We start from the raw sequence: 14775 nt of genomic DNA, 5'->3' as shown, positions 1-14775 counted from the left end.
CGGGGACGGCGCCCGGCTGGGCGTTCAGGGGAAGGCGTTTCACGGTCGGGCCCGGCGGGCGTTCCGGCAGAAGGGGCACCGGCCGGGCTCGGCGGTCTTCGGGGGAAGGCGTTCCGGTCGGGCTCGGCGGTCTTCGCGGGAAGGCGTTCCGGTCAGGCTCGGCGGCTTCAGGCGGAGGCGTTCTGGTCGGGCTCGGCGGGGGTGACGTCGGGGGCGACGACGGGGGCGCGGTGCTCGTAGGGCGTGCTCAGGACCACGGTGGTGCGGGTGGAGACGTTGGCCGAGGCGCGGATCTGCTGCAGCAGGTCCTCCAGCGCCACCGGCGAGGCCACGCGGACCTTGAGGATGTAGCTCTCGTCCCCGGCGACGCTGTGGCAGGCCTCGATGGCGCTCAGATGGGCCAGCCGCTCGGGGGCGTCGTCGGGCGCGGCGGGGTCGATCGGCTTGATCGACACGAACGCGGTCAGCGGCAGCCCGATCGCGTCGTGGTCGATGACGGCGGCGTAGCCGCGGACGACGCCGCGCTTCTCCAGGCGGCGTACGCGCTGGTGGACCGCGGAGACGGAGAGGCCGGTCTCCCTGGCCAGGTCGGTGAAACTCATGCGGCCGTCGTGGGCGAGCAGCGTGACGATCCGGCGGTCGATCTCCTCCATCGGTCAAAGGTAGCCGGTGATGGTCACGACATGGTCCCGACGGGAGCGACCCCTCGGTTCATCGCGTGCTCGACCAGGGTGATGAGCACCTGGCGGCCGGAGTCGCGCCGGCGGGCGTCGCACAGCACGATGGGCACGTCCGGTTCCAGCCCGATGGCCGAGCGCACCTCGCCGACGGTGAACGGGCGGGTGCCCTCGAAGCAGTTGAGCGCGATGATGAACGGCTGCTCGCGCTTCTCGAAGTAGTCGACGGCCGGGAAGCAGTCGGCCAGGCGGCGGGTGTCGGCCAGCACCACGGCCCCGAGCGCGCCCATGGCCAGCTCGTCCCAGACGAACCAGAAGCGTTCCTGCCCCGGGGTGCCGAACAGGTAGAGCATGTAGTCGTCGCGGATGGTGATGCGGCCGAAGTCCATCGCGACGGTGGTGGTGAGCTTGCGCTCGACGCCCGACAGGTCGTCGACGTGCGTGCCGACGTGGGTGAGCGCCTCTTCCGTGCGCAGCGGGCGGGTCTCGGAGACGGCGCCCACCATGGTGGTCTTGCCCGCGCCGAAACCGCCGGCGATCAAGATCTTGATCGCGGTCGGCAGCCGCCAACGGTCGACGCGACCGAATTCCATCCAGCACCGCCCGTACAGGTCCCGCGCACGTCGCGGCCTTCGCGCATGGTCAGTGATATCTGTCAAGGCGCGTGGTGAAGGCCGTTCGACGTGCCTGGCATCGAGTCACCCTAGCAACGCCACATTTTCCACTCAAGACATAAACTTTCACAACGAACCAAATGTCACGATTTATCGTCGCTAGTCCCATAAATCGCCTGGCGGGCGACGGGCGGTCAAGAGACTTGTCAGCTTATTCGACGAGATCGTTAGGTCGCGGGGCCCAGGTCCGAAATGCCGGTGAAGCCGGCGTTGAAGCCGATCCGTCGGCCCAGGTAGGCGGCCGTCCGCGGGCTGCAACCGCGCAGCGCCTCGATCAGGCCGGTCGCCTCGCCGGCCAGGGCGGCCATCGCCGTGGTGACCTCGCCGCCGGTGACCCCGAGCCCCAGGACGTTCAGGTCGCCCCAGCTCAGGTCCCTGCGGTAGGAGGCGACGTCGCCGAGCAGGTGCAGGTATCGCTGCACCTGGCGGCTGACCGTCCGCAGCTCGTCCAGGTGGCCCCTGGTCCAGCCGTCGCCGGTGTAGATCCAGTGGGACAGGTCCACGAAGCAGGAGCCGCGGCTGTCGGCGTTGTCGAGGTAGCGCTCCAGCGTGGGCACGGCCCTGGTGTCCCGCCACACCCAGGCCCTGGCCATCCCGGCCAGCGTCCGGGCGAGCTGGTCGTGCCAGAGCCGCCGCGCGAGGCCGAACCCCTCGACGGTGGCCAGCTCGTCACGCAGGTCGGCCAGGAAGCGGGTGACCGGCGACCGCGGCACCGCGCCGCCGGCGACCTCGACGCACTCGCGCGTCAGCCGGTCGACCTGCTCGCGGGTGGTGGCGGTGTGGTCGACCAGACGGCCGACGGCCAGCACCCACAGGGCGCTGCGGTTGACCGCCTTCAGCCCGCCCGCGCCCGCCCAGGGGGCGCTGAAGGCCGTGCCGAGCGTCAGGGCCTGGTAGAACTCGGCGTCGAAGGCGGCGCCGGGGAACAGGCCGTCGTACAGCTGGGCGCAGCGCCGCAGGTCCCTGCCGCACTCGGCGGCCAGGGCGCAGGTGCGGCCGAGCCGGTACGCCTCCTCCAGCTCCTCGCCGGGCACCCTAGGGCCACCCGCACGGTACACAGCTCATGGCGACGCCCCCCAACCCCCGGCCGGACGAATGCACCTGCCGAAGAATTCTTTCATGATCACATACACCCCATCAACCCATCCCCCGGCAACGCGGAAGGCGGCATCACATGGGAGCGGCGCCGGGTGGGAGCGGGGGGAAGTCAAGGGACAGGGAAGGCAGCCCAGAGAGCCGGGGCGGCGCCGGGTGAGAGCGGGGCGAAGTCGGGACGGAGGCAAGGCGGCCCAGAGGGCCGGGGCGCCGGGCGAAGCGGGGCGAAGTCAGGAGGGAGGGAAGGCGGCCCAGAGGGCGGTGGCGTCGTCGTGGGGCTTGCCGCGGACCGCCCCGCGTTCGGCCTCCAGCCCCCGTACGGCCGAGATCACCGCCCCCGGCCCCCCGGCGGACAGCTCGGCCAGCACCGACTCCCAGCTCCACCCGTACCACTCCACCAGCCGGGTCACCCCGTCGGTGAACAGCCCGGCCCCCAGCAGCCCGGACGCCTCCACGACCCCGCTGACCGCCTGACCGGCGGCCTCGGGCCGGGTGGAGGCCACCCAGAACCCGCCCTCGGCGTTGCGCATGCGCCGCACCAGCTCCGGCGAGTACGGCCGCCCGCCCGGCAGCCGCTCCACCCGGTCGTCGCCGATGACCTCGGCCCCGCCGTCGGCCCGCGCGAGCACCACCGGGGAGTCCCCCAGCACGAGGTACTCCACCGCTCCCCCGCCGAGGCGCATCATGGCCACGGTCGTGGACGGCGAGTCGGGGTCGACCAGGTCGCACGTGCCAGCATGGGCGCCCATGGTGACGGAGATGGCCTCGGCCAGGATGTCGGCCAGCGGCGAGCGCCCGCCGGCGGCCAGCCCGGCGGCCAGCGCCCCGCCGAGCCGCCCGACCAGCCAGGCGACGCCGTGGGCGCAGCCGCCGCCGGCCCCGGCCGCCGCCGTTGCCCCGTCGAGCACGACCGCCCACGAGGGCCCGGCCACCGCCAGGTCCTCGTTGGGCCGCGCCGACCCGGGCCGGGTGGCGTACCTGACCTCGGTGAACATGCCGTTACGGCTGGACGGTCACCAGCTCGCGCGGCGTGTTGTTCAGCCGCTCGCCGCCGGTCTCGGTGCAGACCACGATGTCCTCGATGCGGGCGCCGTGGCGGCCGGGCAGGTAGATGCCGGGCTCGACGGAGAAGGCGAACCCGGCCTCCATCGGCTCGTCGTTGCCCGCGACGATGTAGGGCTCCTCGTGCGTCTCGATGCCGATGCCGTGGCCGGTGCGGTGGATGAAGTAGTCGCCGTAGCCGGCCTCGGCGATGACCTCGCGGGCCGCCGCGTCGATCGACTCGCACGACACGCCCGGCCGCACCGCGGCGCAGGCGGCTTCCTGGGCGCGGCGCAGCACCTCGTAGTAGGCGGCGAACTCGGCGGGCGGCTCGCCCACGCAGTAGGTGCGGGTGGAGTCGGAGCAGTAGCCGTTGTGGAGCTGGCCGCCGATGTCGACGACGACCGGCTCGCCGGCCTGGATCACCCGGTCGGACACGTCGTGGTGGGGGCTGGCGCCGTTGGGCCCGGAGGCGACGATGACGAAGTCGACCGTGGCGTGGCCGGCGGCCAGGATCGCCTCGGCGATGTCGCGGCCCACCTCGCGCTCGGTGCGACCGGCGCGCAGCAGCTCGGGCACCTGCCGGTGGACCGCGTCGATGGCCTCGCCGGCCTCGCGCAGGGCCGCCACCTCGGCCGGCGACTTGCGCATGCGCAGGTCGCGCAGCACCGTGCCGGCCAGCACCTGCTCGGCCTCCGGCAGCACGTCGCGGAAGCGCAGCGACGACATGGCCCACATGCGGTCGGCCAGCCCCACCTTGGCCACCCGGCCCAGCCGGGCGGCGGCGATGGCGTAGGGGTCGTCGGTCTCGTCCCAGGCCACGAACTCCAGCCCGAGCCGGGAGGCGGGCGAGGCCTGCGCGGCCGGCAGCTCAAGGCGGGGCACCATCATGTACGCCTCCCCCGAGGCGGGCACCACGAGGCAGGTCAGCCGCTCCAGCGGCTTGGCGTCGTAGCCGCTGACATAGCGCAGGTCGGGCCCGGGGGTGAGCAGCAGGGCGTCGAGGCCGGCCTTGGCGGCGGCCTCCTGCGCGGCGGCAAGACGGGACACGGGATACAGGTCTGAGGACGTCACGAGCCAAATCTACTCGGACGCCCGGCGCCCCCACTCCAGCAGGCCGCTTGTCCGCCGAGGGCTAAAATCCGCGAAAACTTCTCACAACATGAGAGCCCATGACTACACTCCGTTCCACATTGATCACGTAGTGTGGGACCAATTGTCCAGTTCCACTGCACTTTGAGAGTGAGGCCATGGTCGACTTCGCAGGCGCGGCAGAGCTGGTCAGGGAGGCCCCGCACGGGCGGGCGCGCACGGCGGGGGCGGAGCTGCTGGCCGTCCGGCTGGCCCACGCCGAGCGGCTGGGCAACATGGGCTGGGCCGAATGGAACCTGCGCACCGGGGCCGCCATCTGGTCCGACCAGGTCTACGCGATCTTCGGAAGAGACCGTGAGGAGGGGCCGCTGTCCCTTCCCGACCTGGCCGCCATGGTCGAGCCGGCCGACCTCGACGCGCTCGACCGGCTGCTGTGGCACGTGGTGGAGGGCGTCGAGCCCGTGCACGCCGAGTTCCGCGTCAGGCGCGGCACGGGCGAGCTGCGCGACCTGCGCGTCGTGCTCGAACCGCTGATGTCACCCGGCGGCCCGGTCGGCATGCACGGCGTCATCCAGGACATCACCGGCCGCCGCAGGGCCGAGCGCATGATGTCGGAGTCGCGCCGCCAGCTCCTGGAGGCCCGCGAGCAGGCGGCCGAGGAGCGCCACGTGATGCTGGCGCTGCGCGAGGCCATCCTGCCCGCGCCCACCGGCTGCCTCGATCTGCCGGGGGCCAGGATCGCCGTCCGCTACGTGCCGGCCGAGAAGACCGCGAGCCTGGGCGGCGACTGGTTCGAGGCCGCCACCACGCCCGACGGCCGCCTGCTGCTGGCCATCGGCGACGTGTCGGGCCACGGGCTGCCCGCCATCGCCCACATGGCCCACCTGCGCCACGCCCTCGTCGGCCTCGCCATGACCGGCGGGCCCGCCGACCGCCTGCTGTCGTGGCTCAACGACCTCGTCCTGCACCAGCTGAAGGACACCACCGCCACGGCCGTCATCGGCCACCTCGACCCCGGCGCGCTGCTGTTCACCTGGGGGCAGGCGGGCAACCTCGCCCCGATCCTGGTGCGCGAGGGCCGGGCGTCCCTGCTGGACAGGCCGCTGGGCGTGCTGCTCGGCGCAGTCTCCGGGCGGCCCTACGAGCTGGCCCGCACCCGGCTGCGCCCCGGCGACCTGCTGCTGATGTTCACCGACGGGCTGGTCGAGCGGCGCACCCGCGACATCGACGTCGGCCTGGAACTGGTGCTGGCGGCCGCCGCGGGCCTGTCCGCCCACGACCTCGAGGCCGGGCTCGACCGCCTCCTGGCCGGCATCGGCGGCCCCAACCCCGAGGACGACGCGTGCCTGCTGGCCGTCGCCGTCCCGGAGCCGGACGGGAGGGCGGCGGGAGTGCGACCATAGACGGGTGCTCATGCTTCTGGACACACCGTCCCTCTACTTCCGCGCCTTCTACGGCGTGCCCGAGTCGGTCAAGGCGCCCGACGGCTCCCCGGTCAACGCGGTGCGCGGGCTCATCGACATGATCGCCACGCTGGTCCGTCAGCACTCCCCGGCGGCGCTGGCCGCCACCATGGACGCCGACTGGCGGCCCGCCTTCAGGGTGGCGGCGATCCCGACCTACAAGGCGCACCGGGTGGCCCACGGCGACGTCGAGGAGGTGCCCGAGGCGCTGGTGCCGCAGATCGCCGTGATCAACCAGGTCCTCGACGCCGTGGGCATCGCCCGTCCCGAGTCGCCCGGCTACGAGGCCGACGACGTGATCGGCACCCTCACCCACCAGGCGCGCGGCGCCGTCGAGATCGTCACCGGCGACCGCGACCTGTTCCAGCTCGTCGACGACTCCCGCCCGGTCCGCGTCCTGTACACCGCGCGCGGCATCCGCAACCTGCAGTTCGTCGACGAGGCGTTCGTCACCGCCAAGTACGGCGTCCCCGGCCGCGCCTACGCCGACTTCGCCACCCTGCGCGGCGACCCCAGCGACGGCCTGCCCGGCGTGCCCGGCGTCGGCGAGAAGACGGCGGCGGCCCTGATCACCCGGTTCGGCTCGCTCGCCGCGCTGCTGGAGGCGCTCGACTCCGGCGTCACCGAGGGCTTCCCGGCCGGCAGCCGCAACCGCCTGGCCGCCGCCCGCGACTACCTCGACGCCGCGCCCGCCGTGGTCGAGGTGGCCTCCGACGCGCCGCTGCCCGCCGCCGACCTGACGCTGCCGGACAAGCCGCGCGACCCGGAGGCCCTGGTGGCCCTGGCCGACCGCTACGGCCTGGACAGCCCGCTCAACCGCCTGCTGGAGGCGCTCAGGAGCTGAGGAACTCGCGCACGGCGTCCTGGGCCGCCTCGCGCAGGCGGCCGTGCACGGCGGCGTTCTCCTCGCGGTCGGTGCGCACCTCCACCACCCGCGGCCCCTCGCCGCGCATCGCCTTGGACAGCTCGCTGACGTCCCCGAGCAGCGTGTACGGCGTCCCGCTCGCGGCGGCGGCGTAGGCCAGGTCCACGCCGTGCGGCGTGCCGAAGACGCGCTCGAACGGTTCGCGCACCGCCGCCTGCGGCAGCAGCGAGAAGATGCCGCCGCCGTCGTTGTTGACCACCACCATGCACAGGTCCGGCCTGGGCTCGCGGGGGCCGAGGATCAGCCCGTTCTGGTCGTGCAGGAACGACAGGTCGCCGAGCAGCGCGTACGAGGGCCCGTTGTGCGCCAGCGCGGCCCCCATGGCCGTGGACACCAGCCCGTCGATGCCCGAGGCGCCGCGGCTGGCCATGAGCCTGATGCCGCGCCGCGGCCGCATGAACTGGTCGAGGTCCCTGATCGGCATCGAGGAGCCGCAGAACAGCAGCGCGCCGTTGGGCAGCGCGTCGGCCAGGTCGCGGGCCAGGCGCGGCTCGGAGGTGCCGGAGACGTCCAGGACCGCGTCGAGGGCCGACCGGACGGCCGCGTCGGCCTGCCGCCAGGCGTGCAGCCAGCTGTCGTCGCCGGAGGCCACCGGGATCTCCACGGCCTGCGCGACCTGGGTGGCCGACCGGGTCGGGTCGGGCCAGCGGTCGAGGTCGGGGGCGACCACGATGTGCTCGTCCGTCCGCTTCAGCCACGACAGCAGCGGCCGTGACAAGCCGGGGCGGCCCAGCGTGACGACCACGTCGGGGCGGTGGGAGTCGGCGAACTCGGGTGTGCCGAGCAGGTAGTGGTAGCTGGAGATGGAGTGGTCGCCGTAGCGGGCGCCGCCGTTGGGCTCCGACAGCACCGGCCAGCCGGCCATGCCGGCGGCGGCCACGTAACGCCGGACGTTGGCCGCGCCGTCGCCGACGACCAGCACGCCGCGCCTGGTGGGCGGGATGTGCAGGGCGATGGGCGGGGGCGCGACGCGGGCCCGCACCCAGGGGCCGTTCGCGCCGCCGTCGAGCGGCTCGGACCAGCTCGTGTCGCCGTCGGGGATGAGCGGCTCCCGGAAGGCCAGGTTGAGGTGGACGGGGCCGGGGTTGGCCGCCCCGGCGGCCCGCTGGTAGGCGCGGCAGGCCAGCGAGCGCCAGTAGGCGACCATGCCGGGACGGTCTTCCGGCACGCCGACCTCGGCGAACCAGCGGACGGCGGTGCCGTACAGCTTGATCTGGTCGATGGTCTGGTTGGCGCCGGTGCCGCGCAGCTCGGGCGGACGGTCGGCGGTCAGGACGAGCAGCGGCACGCCCGACTCGTCGGCCTCGATCACGGCCGGATGGAAGTTGGCCGCGGCCGTGCCGGAGGAGCAGATCAGCGCCACCGGCCGCTCGGAGCGCTTGGCCAGGCCGAGCGCGAGGAAGGAGGCCGAGCGCTCGTCGATGCGCACGTGCAGGCGCACCCGCGACTCGGCGTGCAGCGCCAGGGCGAGGGGGGCCGAGCGGGAGCCGGGGGCGAGCACCACGTCGGTCAGGCCACAGCGCACCAGCTCGTCGACGAGCACGGTGGCCAGCGCGGTTGCGGGGTTCAAAGTGACGCCTCCTGCATCCGGCCGAGCCACTGGGGAGATTCAATCTCAAATTCCGACAAATGCTGAAAATTCACCGAGGGGCGGCGCACCGGGAGCCATCCGTCCACGGGCACCAGCGAGTCCTCCACCACGTCGCCCGCCAGCAGCGACATCGTGCCCAGCCCGCACGCGTACGGCAGCGACGGCAGCGCCGCCGCCAGCGCGACCCCCGCGGCCAGCCCCACCGACGTCTCCACGGCGCTGGAGACCACGGCGGGCAGCCCGCACGCCTCCACCACCCGCAGCGCGGCGCGCACCCCGCCCAGCGGCTGCACCTTGACCACCGCGATGTCGGCCGCCTCGGCCGCCCTCACCTTCAGCGGGTCCTCGGCGCGCCGGATCGACTCGTCGGCCGCGATCGGCACGTCGACCGCCTTGCGCACCGCCGCCAGCTCCTCCAGGGTCGCGCACGGCTGCTCGGCGTACTCCAGGCCGAACCGGTCGAGCTGCTTGAGCCGGGTGACGGCCTCGCCGACCTCCCAGGCGCCGTTGACGTCGACCCTCAGCCGCCCGGACGGCCCCAGGGCGTCGCGCACCGCCTCCACCCGCGCCAGGTCGTCGGCGAACGTCTGGCCGCGCTCGGCCACCTTGACCTTCGCCGTGCCGCAGCCGGACCCCCGCACCAGCTCGTGGGCCTGCTCGGCGTCGACCGCCGGGACGGTGGCGTTGACCGGGACGCGGTCGCGCACCGGCTCGGGCCAGCCGTCGAAGGCGGCCTCACGGGCGCACGCCAGCCAGCGGGCGCACTCGCGCGGACCGTACTCGGGGAACGGGGAGAACTCGCCCCAGCCCGCCGGGCCGTGCAGCAGCACGCCCTCCCTGACGGTCTGCCCGCGAAACCGCGTCCGCATCGGAATCCGGAAGACCACGGGAGAACGCGTCACGACCCTACCCTGCACCTGTGTCCGACCTGTCGCCATTAACCTTACGAGCATGTGGAGGAACCCGTCGCATCCGGACCGTCCGCTGCATGCCATTGTGCAGCCTCCCGGCCCCGGCCTTTTCACCGCGATCCGCGACGCGCTCTCCGGCGACGGCCCGGCCGTCCTGCCGCTCCAGCCGGGCCACGAGCACCAGGCCCTCCAGGCGCTGCGGCCCACGCACGCCGGCGGTGAGCCGCGGCCCGGCGGCGAGGGCGTCCCCGCCGACGTGGCGGTCGTCATCGCCACCAGCGGCAGCACCGGCGCGCCCAAGGGCGTGCAGCTGTCGGCCACAGCCCTGCGCGCCTCGGCGTCGGCCTCGCTGAACAGGATCGGGGCCGCCGAGGGCGACCGGTGGCTGTGCTGCCTGCCCGTCTCCCACGTCTCCGGCCTGCAGGTGCTGGTCCGCGCCCTGCTGTCGGGCAGCGAGCCGATCATCCACCCCTCCTTCGACGTGCGGGCCGTGCTGACCTCCGGCGCCCACCACGTCTCCTTGGTGCCGACGCAGCTCCACCGGCTGGTCGAGACGGGCGCCGACCTGTCGGTGTTCCGCACGATCCTGCTCGGCGGCGCGGCGCCCAGGGCGGGGCTGGTCGAGCGGGCCGTGGAGCTCGGCGCCCGGGTGTTCACCACGTACGGGATGAGCGAGACGTGCGGCGGCTGCGTCTACGACGGCCGCCCCCTTTACGATGTAGATCTCAAAATCGGCGAGGACGGCCTGATCAGGATCGCCGGGCCCGTCCTCTTCTCCGGCTACCGCTTCGCCGGTCGTAGCGCCTTCGACGGCGACTGGTTCGTCACCTCCGACCTCGGCGAGCTGCACGAGGGCCGGCTGCGCGTGCTCGGCCGGGCCGACGACGTCGTCAACACCGGCGGCGAGAAGGTCGTGGCCGCCGTGGTCAGCGCGGTGCTCGGCACCCACCCCGAGGTCGCCGACGTGGCCGTGGCCGGCCTGCCCGACCCGGAGTGGGGCGAGGCGGTCACGGCGTTCGTGGTGCCGGCCGACCCGGCCGCGCCGCCCACGCTGGCCGAGCTGCGCGCCTACTGCCGCGACCGGCTGCCCGCCCACGCCGCGCCGCGCGACCTGCGGCTCCTCCCCCGCCTGCCGCTGCTGCCCAACGGCAAGACCGATCTCGTACGGCTGCGCACAGGAACCTGACGCGGTGCGGCTGCGTCATAACGGGGAGAAGGAAGGGAGCCTTCATGAACCAGACCCGCAAGATGTGGGCGTCCGCGGCGGTCGTCGGCGTGATCGTCGTCGGCGGCGCGTCGGTCGCGGCGGCCGCCTCGGCGGGCAAGCTCGACGCGGTCGCCAGGGAGACCCGGGCCGTGGTCGACCAGACAGCCGAGCAGGCGGCCGACCAGGCAGCCGAGCAGGCGTCGCCGACCGGCCGTCCGGTGCCCTCGCCCGGCGACACCGACGGCGTCGTGGTGTCCACGGAGGTCAATCCCGACCCGCGCGAGGTCATCGACTACTGGACCGACAAGCGCATGGAAGAGGCCGAGCCGATGCCCATGCCCGAGGGGACCGGAAGCTTCGAGGTGGCGGAGTAGTTCCCGCCTTCCAGGGGGTGGCACGCCCTCTGGGCGTTCCGCCCCTTTTTCATCCCTCCGGGAACAAATAGCGGTGGATGGCGTTATTGATACTGGTGCGCCGTGCGGAGTGACCACCGCCCCACCACAACCTGCCTGATCGCTTCGACTCCGTACGGAGGAGGTGTCCTCATGCCCAGAACCGCCGTGGCGACCCCACCCGCGACTCTCGACCAGCTCATTGAACGAGGGCGAGCCCAGGGTCACCTTTCTCTGGCGGAGCTGCGCGACGCGTTCGCCGAGGCCGGCATCAGCCCCTCGGAAGGCCGCACGATCCTGCGCGAGCTCTCGGAGGCCGGTGTGAGCCTGGCTGCCGAGAACGAGCCGTCGCTGACCAAGACCGCCGCCAGGAAGACCACCCAGAAGACCGCGACCAAGAGCGCCCCCAAGCCGAGGAAGGCTTCCGGGGCAAAGGCTACCGGCCGCACGGCCGCCGAGGCAAAAAACCCGGTGGACGGCAAGCCGGAGCACGAGGAGGACGTGGCCCCCGACGACCTCGAACTGACGGCCGAGGACGCCGAGATCGAGACCGAGGCCATGGACCTCGACGACAACCAGTCCGTCATGGGCGACTCGGTGCACACGTACCTGAAGTCGATCGGCCGCCGGACCCTGCTCACCGCCGCCCAGGAGGTCGAGCTGGCCCGCCGGATCGAGGCCGGCCTGTACGCCGAGTACAAGCTGGAGACCGACCCGGACGTGCCGCCGTCCGTGCGCGACGACCTGCACCTGGTCATCGAGGACGGCCGGCAGGCCAAGGACCACATGCTGGAGGCCAACCTGCGCCTGGTGGTCTCGGTGGCCAAGAAGTACACCGACCGCGGCATGTCCCTGCTGGACGTCGTCCAGGAGGGCAACCTGGGGCTGATCAGGGCCGTGGAGAAGTTCGACTACACCAAGGGCTTCAAGTTCTCCACCTACGCCATGTGGTGGATCCGGCAGGCCATCCAGCGCGGCTTCGCCGACTCCGCCCGGACGATCCGGCTGCCCGTGCACGTGCTGGAGATGCTCTCCAAGCTGTCGCGGGTCGAGCGGGACATGCACCAGAGGCTGGGCCGCGAGCCCACGCCCGAGGAGCTGGCCGTCGAGCTCGACAAGACGCCGGACCAGATCGAGGAGCTGCTGCGCACCAGCCGCCAGCCGATCTCGCTCAACGCGACCATCGGCGAGGACGGCGAGACCACGATCGGCGACCTCATCGAGGACGTCGACTCGCCGGAGGCGTCGGAGATCGTCGACCGCCAGCTGCTGGGCGACCAGCTGCGCGGCGTGCTCGACAACCTCTCGCCCCGCGAGTCGAAGATCATGGCCCTGCGCTTCGGCCTGGTGGACGGCAAGCCGCACACGCTGGACGAGATCGGCAAGCACCTCGGCCTGACCCGCGAGCGCATCCGCCAGCTGGAGAAGGAGTCGCTGTCGAAGCTGCGCCACCCGAGCAACACCCGCCCGCTGCTCGACTGGGCCAGCTGATCCGTACCACCCGGGCCGTCAGCCCTTGGCGGTGACGGCCCGGAACGCACGAAGAGCCCCGGCGCGCACGGCGCCGGGGCTCTCGTGTGCCTTCGGTCGGACCCTCCGGTCAGACGGTGGCGGGCACCGGCCGGGGCACGCGCGGGATGCCCCACATGCGGTTCTCCTCGCGCAGCGTGCGCAGCCGGTCGACCTCGGCCGTCCACATGGCCCCGCGGGGGGTGGCCCTGGCCTTGCGGCGCGCGATGCGGTCGTCGTAGGAGCGCACGCCGAACGTGGCCCGCTGCCCCGCCTCGGCGGCCCGCAGCGCCTCGGTCAGCGCGACGTCGAACGCCCGGCCCGCCGCCAGCAGCTCGATCTCGTCGGCCGCGGCCGCACGCAGGTCGCGCACGATCTGCTCGGCCTGCCTGGCCTTGTCAAGCAGCTGCGGGAAGCCCTTGGAGATCTCCTGGTCCGCGTGGTAGCGAACCTCGGCCTCCCGGCTCACCCGCGGACGGAAAAACGCCATCGACCCTGCCCTTCACGCAGTCTTTGCTGTTCAACCCACAAGGGTACGCCGTCCGACACCGCCCCCGAACACCGGGCGACGGACGGGGCCGCCCAGTAAGATGATCACCATGCCCGCAAAGAGACCTCCCGTCCCACTCTCCCGCGAGCGCATCATCGAGGCCGCACTCCACATCGCCGACAGCCAGGGGCTGCGCCGGCTCACCATGCGCCGGCTGGGCGACGCCCTGGAGGTGGAGGCCATGGCCATCTACCACCACCTGCCCCGCGGCAAGGAGGCGCTGATGGACGCGCTGGCCGAGCACGTCACGTCCGTGCACGTGGAGCAGGCGGCCACCTGGCAGGAGACGGCCAGGGCGTGGTGCCGGGCGGGCCGGGAGCTGCTGCGCGAGCATCCGGGCGTGCTGGCGCTGGCCCTGACCAAGCCGCCCAAGGGCGCCACCGCCGTCGCCATCAGGGAGCAGACCGAGCAGCTCGCCGACGGCGGCCTGAGCGACGCCCCCGAGGCCGTGCGCGCGCTGCGGGCGTTCGTGTTCGGCAGCGTGGCGGTCGAAGTCCAGCAATCCGGATGGGCTGACCCGGAAGTCGATGAATGGGTCAGGCGAGACGAAAGGGCGGATGTGGACTTCGAAAGAGGGCTCGACGCTTTGCTCAAGGGGTTGCAAACGTAGTGCGCGTGTCGCGCTTGGCCCGTTATCCTGCATAAGGCACGCTGTGTCGAAGGTCACACGACCGGGGGATCCTCCTGTAACAGTCCGAACGGGCTATGTCGGACCGTGTGACCCACGTCGCACACTTGCCAGAACAACAAACCCGAGCCGCTCCCGTCCCTCTCCCGGGAGCACCCACGAGATATCGGAGGCACGCCGATGTGCCCGCACGACCCGGCCTGTCCGTCTGCCGAGGCGCCGGACCGCGAGGCAGCACGCACCCTCGCATGCCACCCCGAGCAGGGGTGGAGCCTTCTCTGCAACGGCGTCGTCCTGTTCGAGGACACCGGGGAGCTGCTGCCCAGCGGCACCGTCATCGCGCCGCACCGGCCCGACCCCCTGGTGGGCGCCGCCTGACGGCGGCGTAATCACCGATCCACCGGGCCACGACCTCGCCCACCCGGGCGGGGTCCCGCTTCAGGTCGTGGCCCTCGCCCGGCAGGACCACCAGCCGGGCGCAGTCCGCCGGATCCGGCACTCCGAACGGATCCCGGTCCCCGTTGACCACCAGCACGTCGACCCCGGCCCCGCGCAGCTCCTCGGCCCTGGAACGCTCCGGCCTGCCGGGCGGGTGCAGCGGGAAGGCCAGCGCCACCACCGCCGCCGCGCCCACCGCCGAGGCCGTACGGCAGGCCACCCGGGCGCCGTTGCTCCGGCCGCCCTGCACCAGCGGCAGCCCCGGCCACCCGGCGCGCAGCTCGCCCAGCACCACTTCCCAGGCCTCGTCCTGCCGGGCGGCCGAGCCCGGCGCCCGCGCCCCCGCGACCCGGAACGCCTGCGACACCCTGGCCACGGTCGCCCCCGCCCCGAGCGCGGCGTCACGGACGGCCAGCAGGTCGGGCGCGTCCACTCCCCCGGCCGAGTCGTGGGTCAGCACCAGCAGCAGCCGGGGCTCGGCCGCCTCGTCGACCTGCACCAGCGCCGGCCCCCGCGGAGTCATGATCTCCATGGCAGCACCGTACCTGGGGAGGATCCGCCGTTGGCTCCCAGGTCTGATGA

Annotated in this window: 16 protein-coding genes; 7 read left to right on the top strand and 9 right to left on the bottom strand. The window is 73.0% G+C overall.

Annotation, left to right across the window (positions count from 1 at the left end; translation table 11 throughout):
* Positions 1-167 precede the first annotated feature (167 nt).
* From ACIBST_RS22120 to ACIBST_RS22100, 5 genes are all read right to left on the bottom strand, one after another.
* A complete protein-coding gene (locus ACIBST_RS22120; protein ID WP_352350809.1) occupies positions 168-653 on the bottom strand; it encodes an Lrp/AsnC family transcriptional regulator in 486 nt (161 codons plus the stop codon).
* A 23-nt stretch (positions 654-676) separates the two neighbouring features.
* Positions 677-1270, bottom strand: coding sequence for an ATP/GTP-binding protein (locus ACIBST_RS22115; RefSeq protein WP_352326803.1), 594 nt, complete (start codon positions 1268-1270; stop codon positions 677-679).
* Positions 1271-1518: 248 nt separating this feature from the next.
* Entirely contained in the window at positions 1519-2385 is an 867-nt protein-coding gene (locus ACIBST_RS22110) for a terpene synthase family protein (RefSeq protein WP_397174080.1), read from the bottom strand.
* 291 nt (positions 2386-2676) lie between these two features.
* Positions 2677-3441 (bottom strand): protein phosphatase 2C domain-containing protein, encoded by a 765-nt coding sequence (locus ACIBST_RS22105; protein WP_397174078.1) that lies wholly within the window; start codon positions 3439-3441, stop codon positions 2677-2679.
* 4 nt (positions 3442-3445) lie between these two features.
* Positions 3446-4561 (bottom strand): M24 family metallopeptidase, encoded by a 1116-nt coding sequence (locus ACIBST_RS22100; protein ID WP_397174076.1) that lies wholly within the window; start codon positions 4559-4561, stop codon positions 3446-3448.
* A gap of 176 nt (positions 4562-4737) precedes the next feature.
* Here ACIBST_RS22100 and ACIBST_RS22095 point away from each other — a divergent pair, with 176 nt between their 5' ends.
* On the top strand, positions 4738-5982 hold the full coding sequence (locus tag ACIBST_RS22095; RefSeq protein WP_397174074.1) for a PP2C family protein-serine/threonine phosphatase: 1245 nt from the start codon (positions 4738-4740) through the stop codon (positions 5980-5982).
* A 10-nt stretch (positions 5983-5992) separates the two neighbouring features.
* The gene (locus tag ACIBST_RS22090; RefSeq protein WP_387675590.1) at positions 5993-6886 is read left to right on the top strand and encodes a 5'-3' exonuclease H3TH domain-containing protein; all 894 of its coding nucleotides are present in this window, start codon (positions 5993-5995) and stop codon (positions 6884-6886) included.
* On the opposite strand, the gene menD is transcribed toward ACIBST_RS22090, so the two are convergent.
* Both menD and ACIBST_RS22080 read right to left on the bottom strand, forming a co-directional pair.
* Positions 6876-8537: a 2-succinyl-5-enolpyruvyl-6-hydroxy-3-cyclohexene-1-carboxylic-acid synthase gene (menD, locus tag ACIBST_RS22085; protein ID WP_397174072.1), complete on the bottom strand. Its 1662-nt coding sequence runs from the start codon at positions 8535-8537 to the stop codon at positions 6876-6878. The genes ACIBST_RS22090 and menD overlap by 11 nt on opposite strands.
* Complete coding sequence (locus ACIBST_RS22080; RefSeq protein WP_397174258.1) at positions 8534-9427, bottom strand: o-succinylbenzoate synthase; 894 nt, start codon at positions 9425-9427, stop codon at positions 8534-8536. Before ACIBST_RS22080 ends, menD begins: the two co-directional genes overlap by 4 nt.
* 82 nt (positions 9428-9509) lie before the next feature.
* On the opposite strand from ACIBST_RS22080, the gene ACIBST_RS22075 reads away from it, so the two are divergent.
* The 3 genes from ACIBST_RS22075 (at position 9510) to ACIBST_RS22065 (ending at position 12559) form a co-directional block, all read left to right on the top strand.
* Positions 9510-10655: an AMP-binding protein gene (locus tag ACIBST_RS22075; RefSeq protein ID WP_397174071.1), complete on the top strand. Its 1146-nt coding sequence runs from the start codon at positions 9510-9512 to the stop codon at positions 10653-10655.
* Between the two features lie 44 nt (positions 10656-10699).
* Entirely contained in the window at positions 10700-11050 is a 351-nt protein-coding gene (locus tag ACIBST_RS22070) for a hypothetical protein (protein ID WP_397174069.1), read from the top strand.
* A 171-nt stretch (positions 11051-11221) separates the two neighbouring features.
* Positions 11222-12559 carry an RNA polymerase sigma factor gene (locus tag ACIBST_RS22065; protein WP_397174067.1) on the top strand — a complete coding sequence of 446 codons (1338 nt, stop codon included), beginning with the start codon at positions 11222-11224 and terminating at the stop codon, positions 12557-12559.
* Positions 12560-12668: 109 nt separating this feature from the next.
* Here ACIBST_RS22065 and ACIBST_RS22060 read toward each other — a convergent pair whose 3' ends face one another.
* On the bottom strand, positions 12669-13067 hold the full coding sequence (locus ACIBST_RS22060; RefSeq protein ID WP_352331214.1) for a hypothetical protein: 399 nt from the start codon (positions 13065-13067) through the stop codon (positions 12669-12671).
* Positions 13068-13176: 109 nt separating this feature from the next.
* Between ACIBST_RS22060 and ACIBST_RS22055 the strand changes: the two genes are divergently transcribed.
* Both ACIBST_RS22055 and ACIBST_RS22050 read left to right on the top strand, forming a co-directional pair.
* Complete coding sequence (locus ACIBST_RS22055; protein ID WP_397174065.1) at positions 13177-13737, top strand: TetR/AcrR family transcriptional regulator C-terminal domain-containing protein; 561 nt, start codon at positions 13177-13179, stop codon at positions 13735-13737.
* Between the two features lie 198 nt (positions 13738-13935).
* Positions 13936-14133 carry a DUF5999 family protein gene (locus tag ACIBST_RS22050; RefSeq protein ID WP_125637444.1) on the top strand — a complete coding sequence of 66 codons (198 nt, stop codon included), beginning with the start codon at positions 13936-13938 and terminating at the stop codon, positions 14131-14133.
* On the opposite strand, the gene ACIBST_RS22045 is transcribed toward ACIBST_RS22050, so the two are convergent.
* The gene (locus ACIBST_RS22045) at positions 14090-14725 is read right to left on the bottom strand and encodes an alpha/beta family hydrolase (RefSeq protein WP_397174063.1); all 636 of its coding nucleotides are present in this window, start codon (positions 14723-14725) and stop codon (positions 14090-14092) included. The two genes, ACIBST_RS22050 and ACIBST_RS22045, sit on opposite strands and share 44 nt — an antisense overlap.
* Positions 14726-14775: the final 50 nt, after the last annotated feature.

It is taken from the genome of Nonomuraea sp. NPDC049684 (genome assembly GCF_044465345.1).
GTDB lineage: Bacteria > Actinomycetota > Actinomycetes > Streptosporangiales > Streptosporangiaceae > Nonomuraea.
Note: the sequence above shows the minus strand (reverse complement) of the source record. Positions and strands in the feature narration are given on the sequence as shown.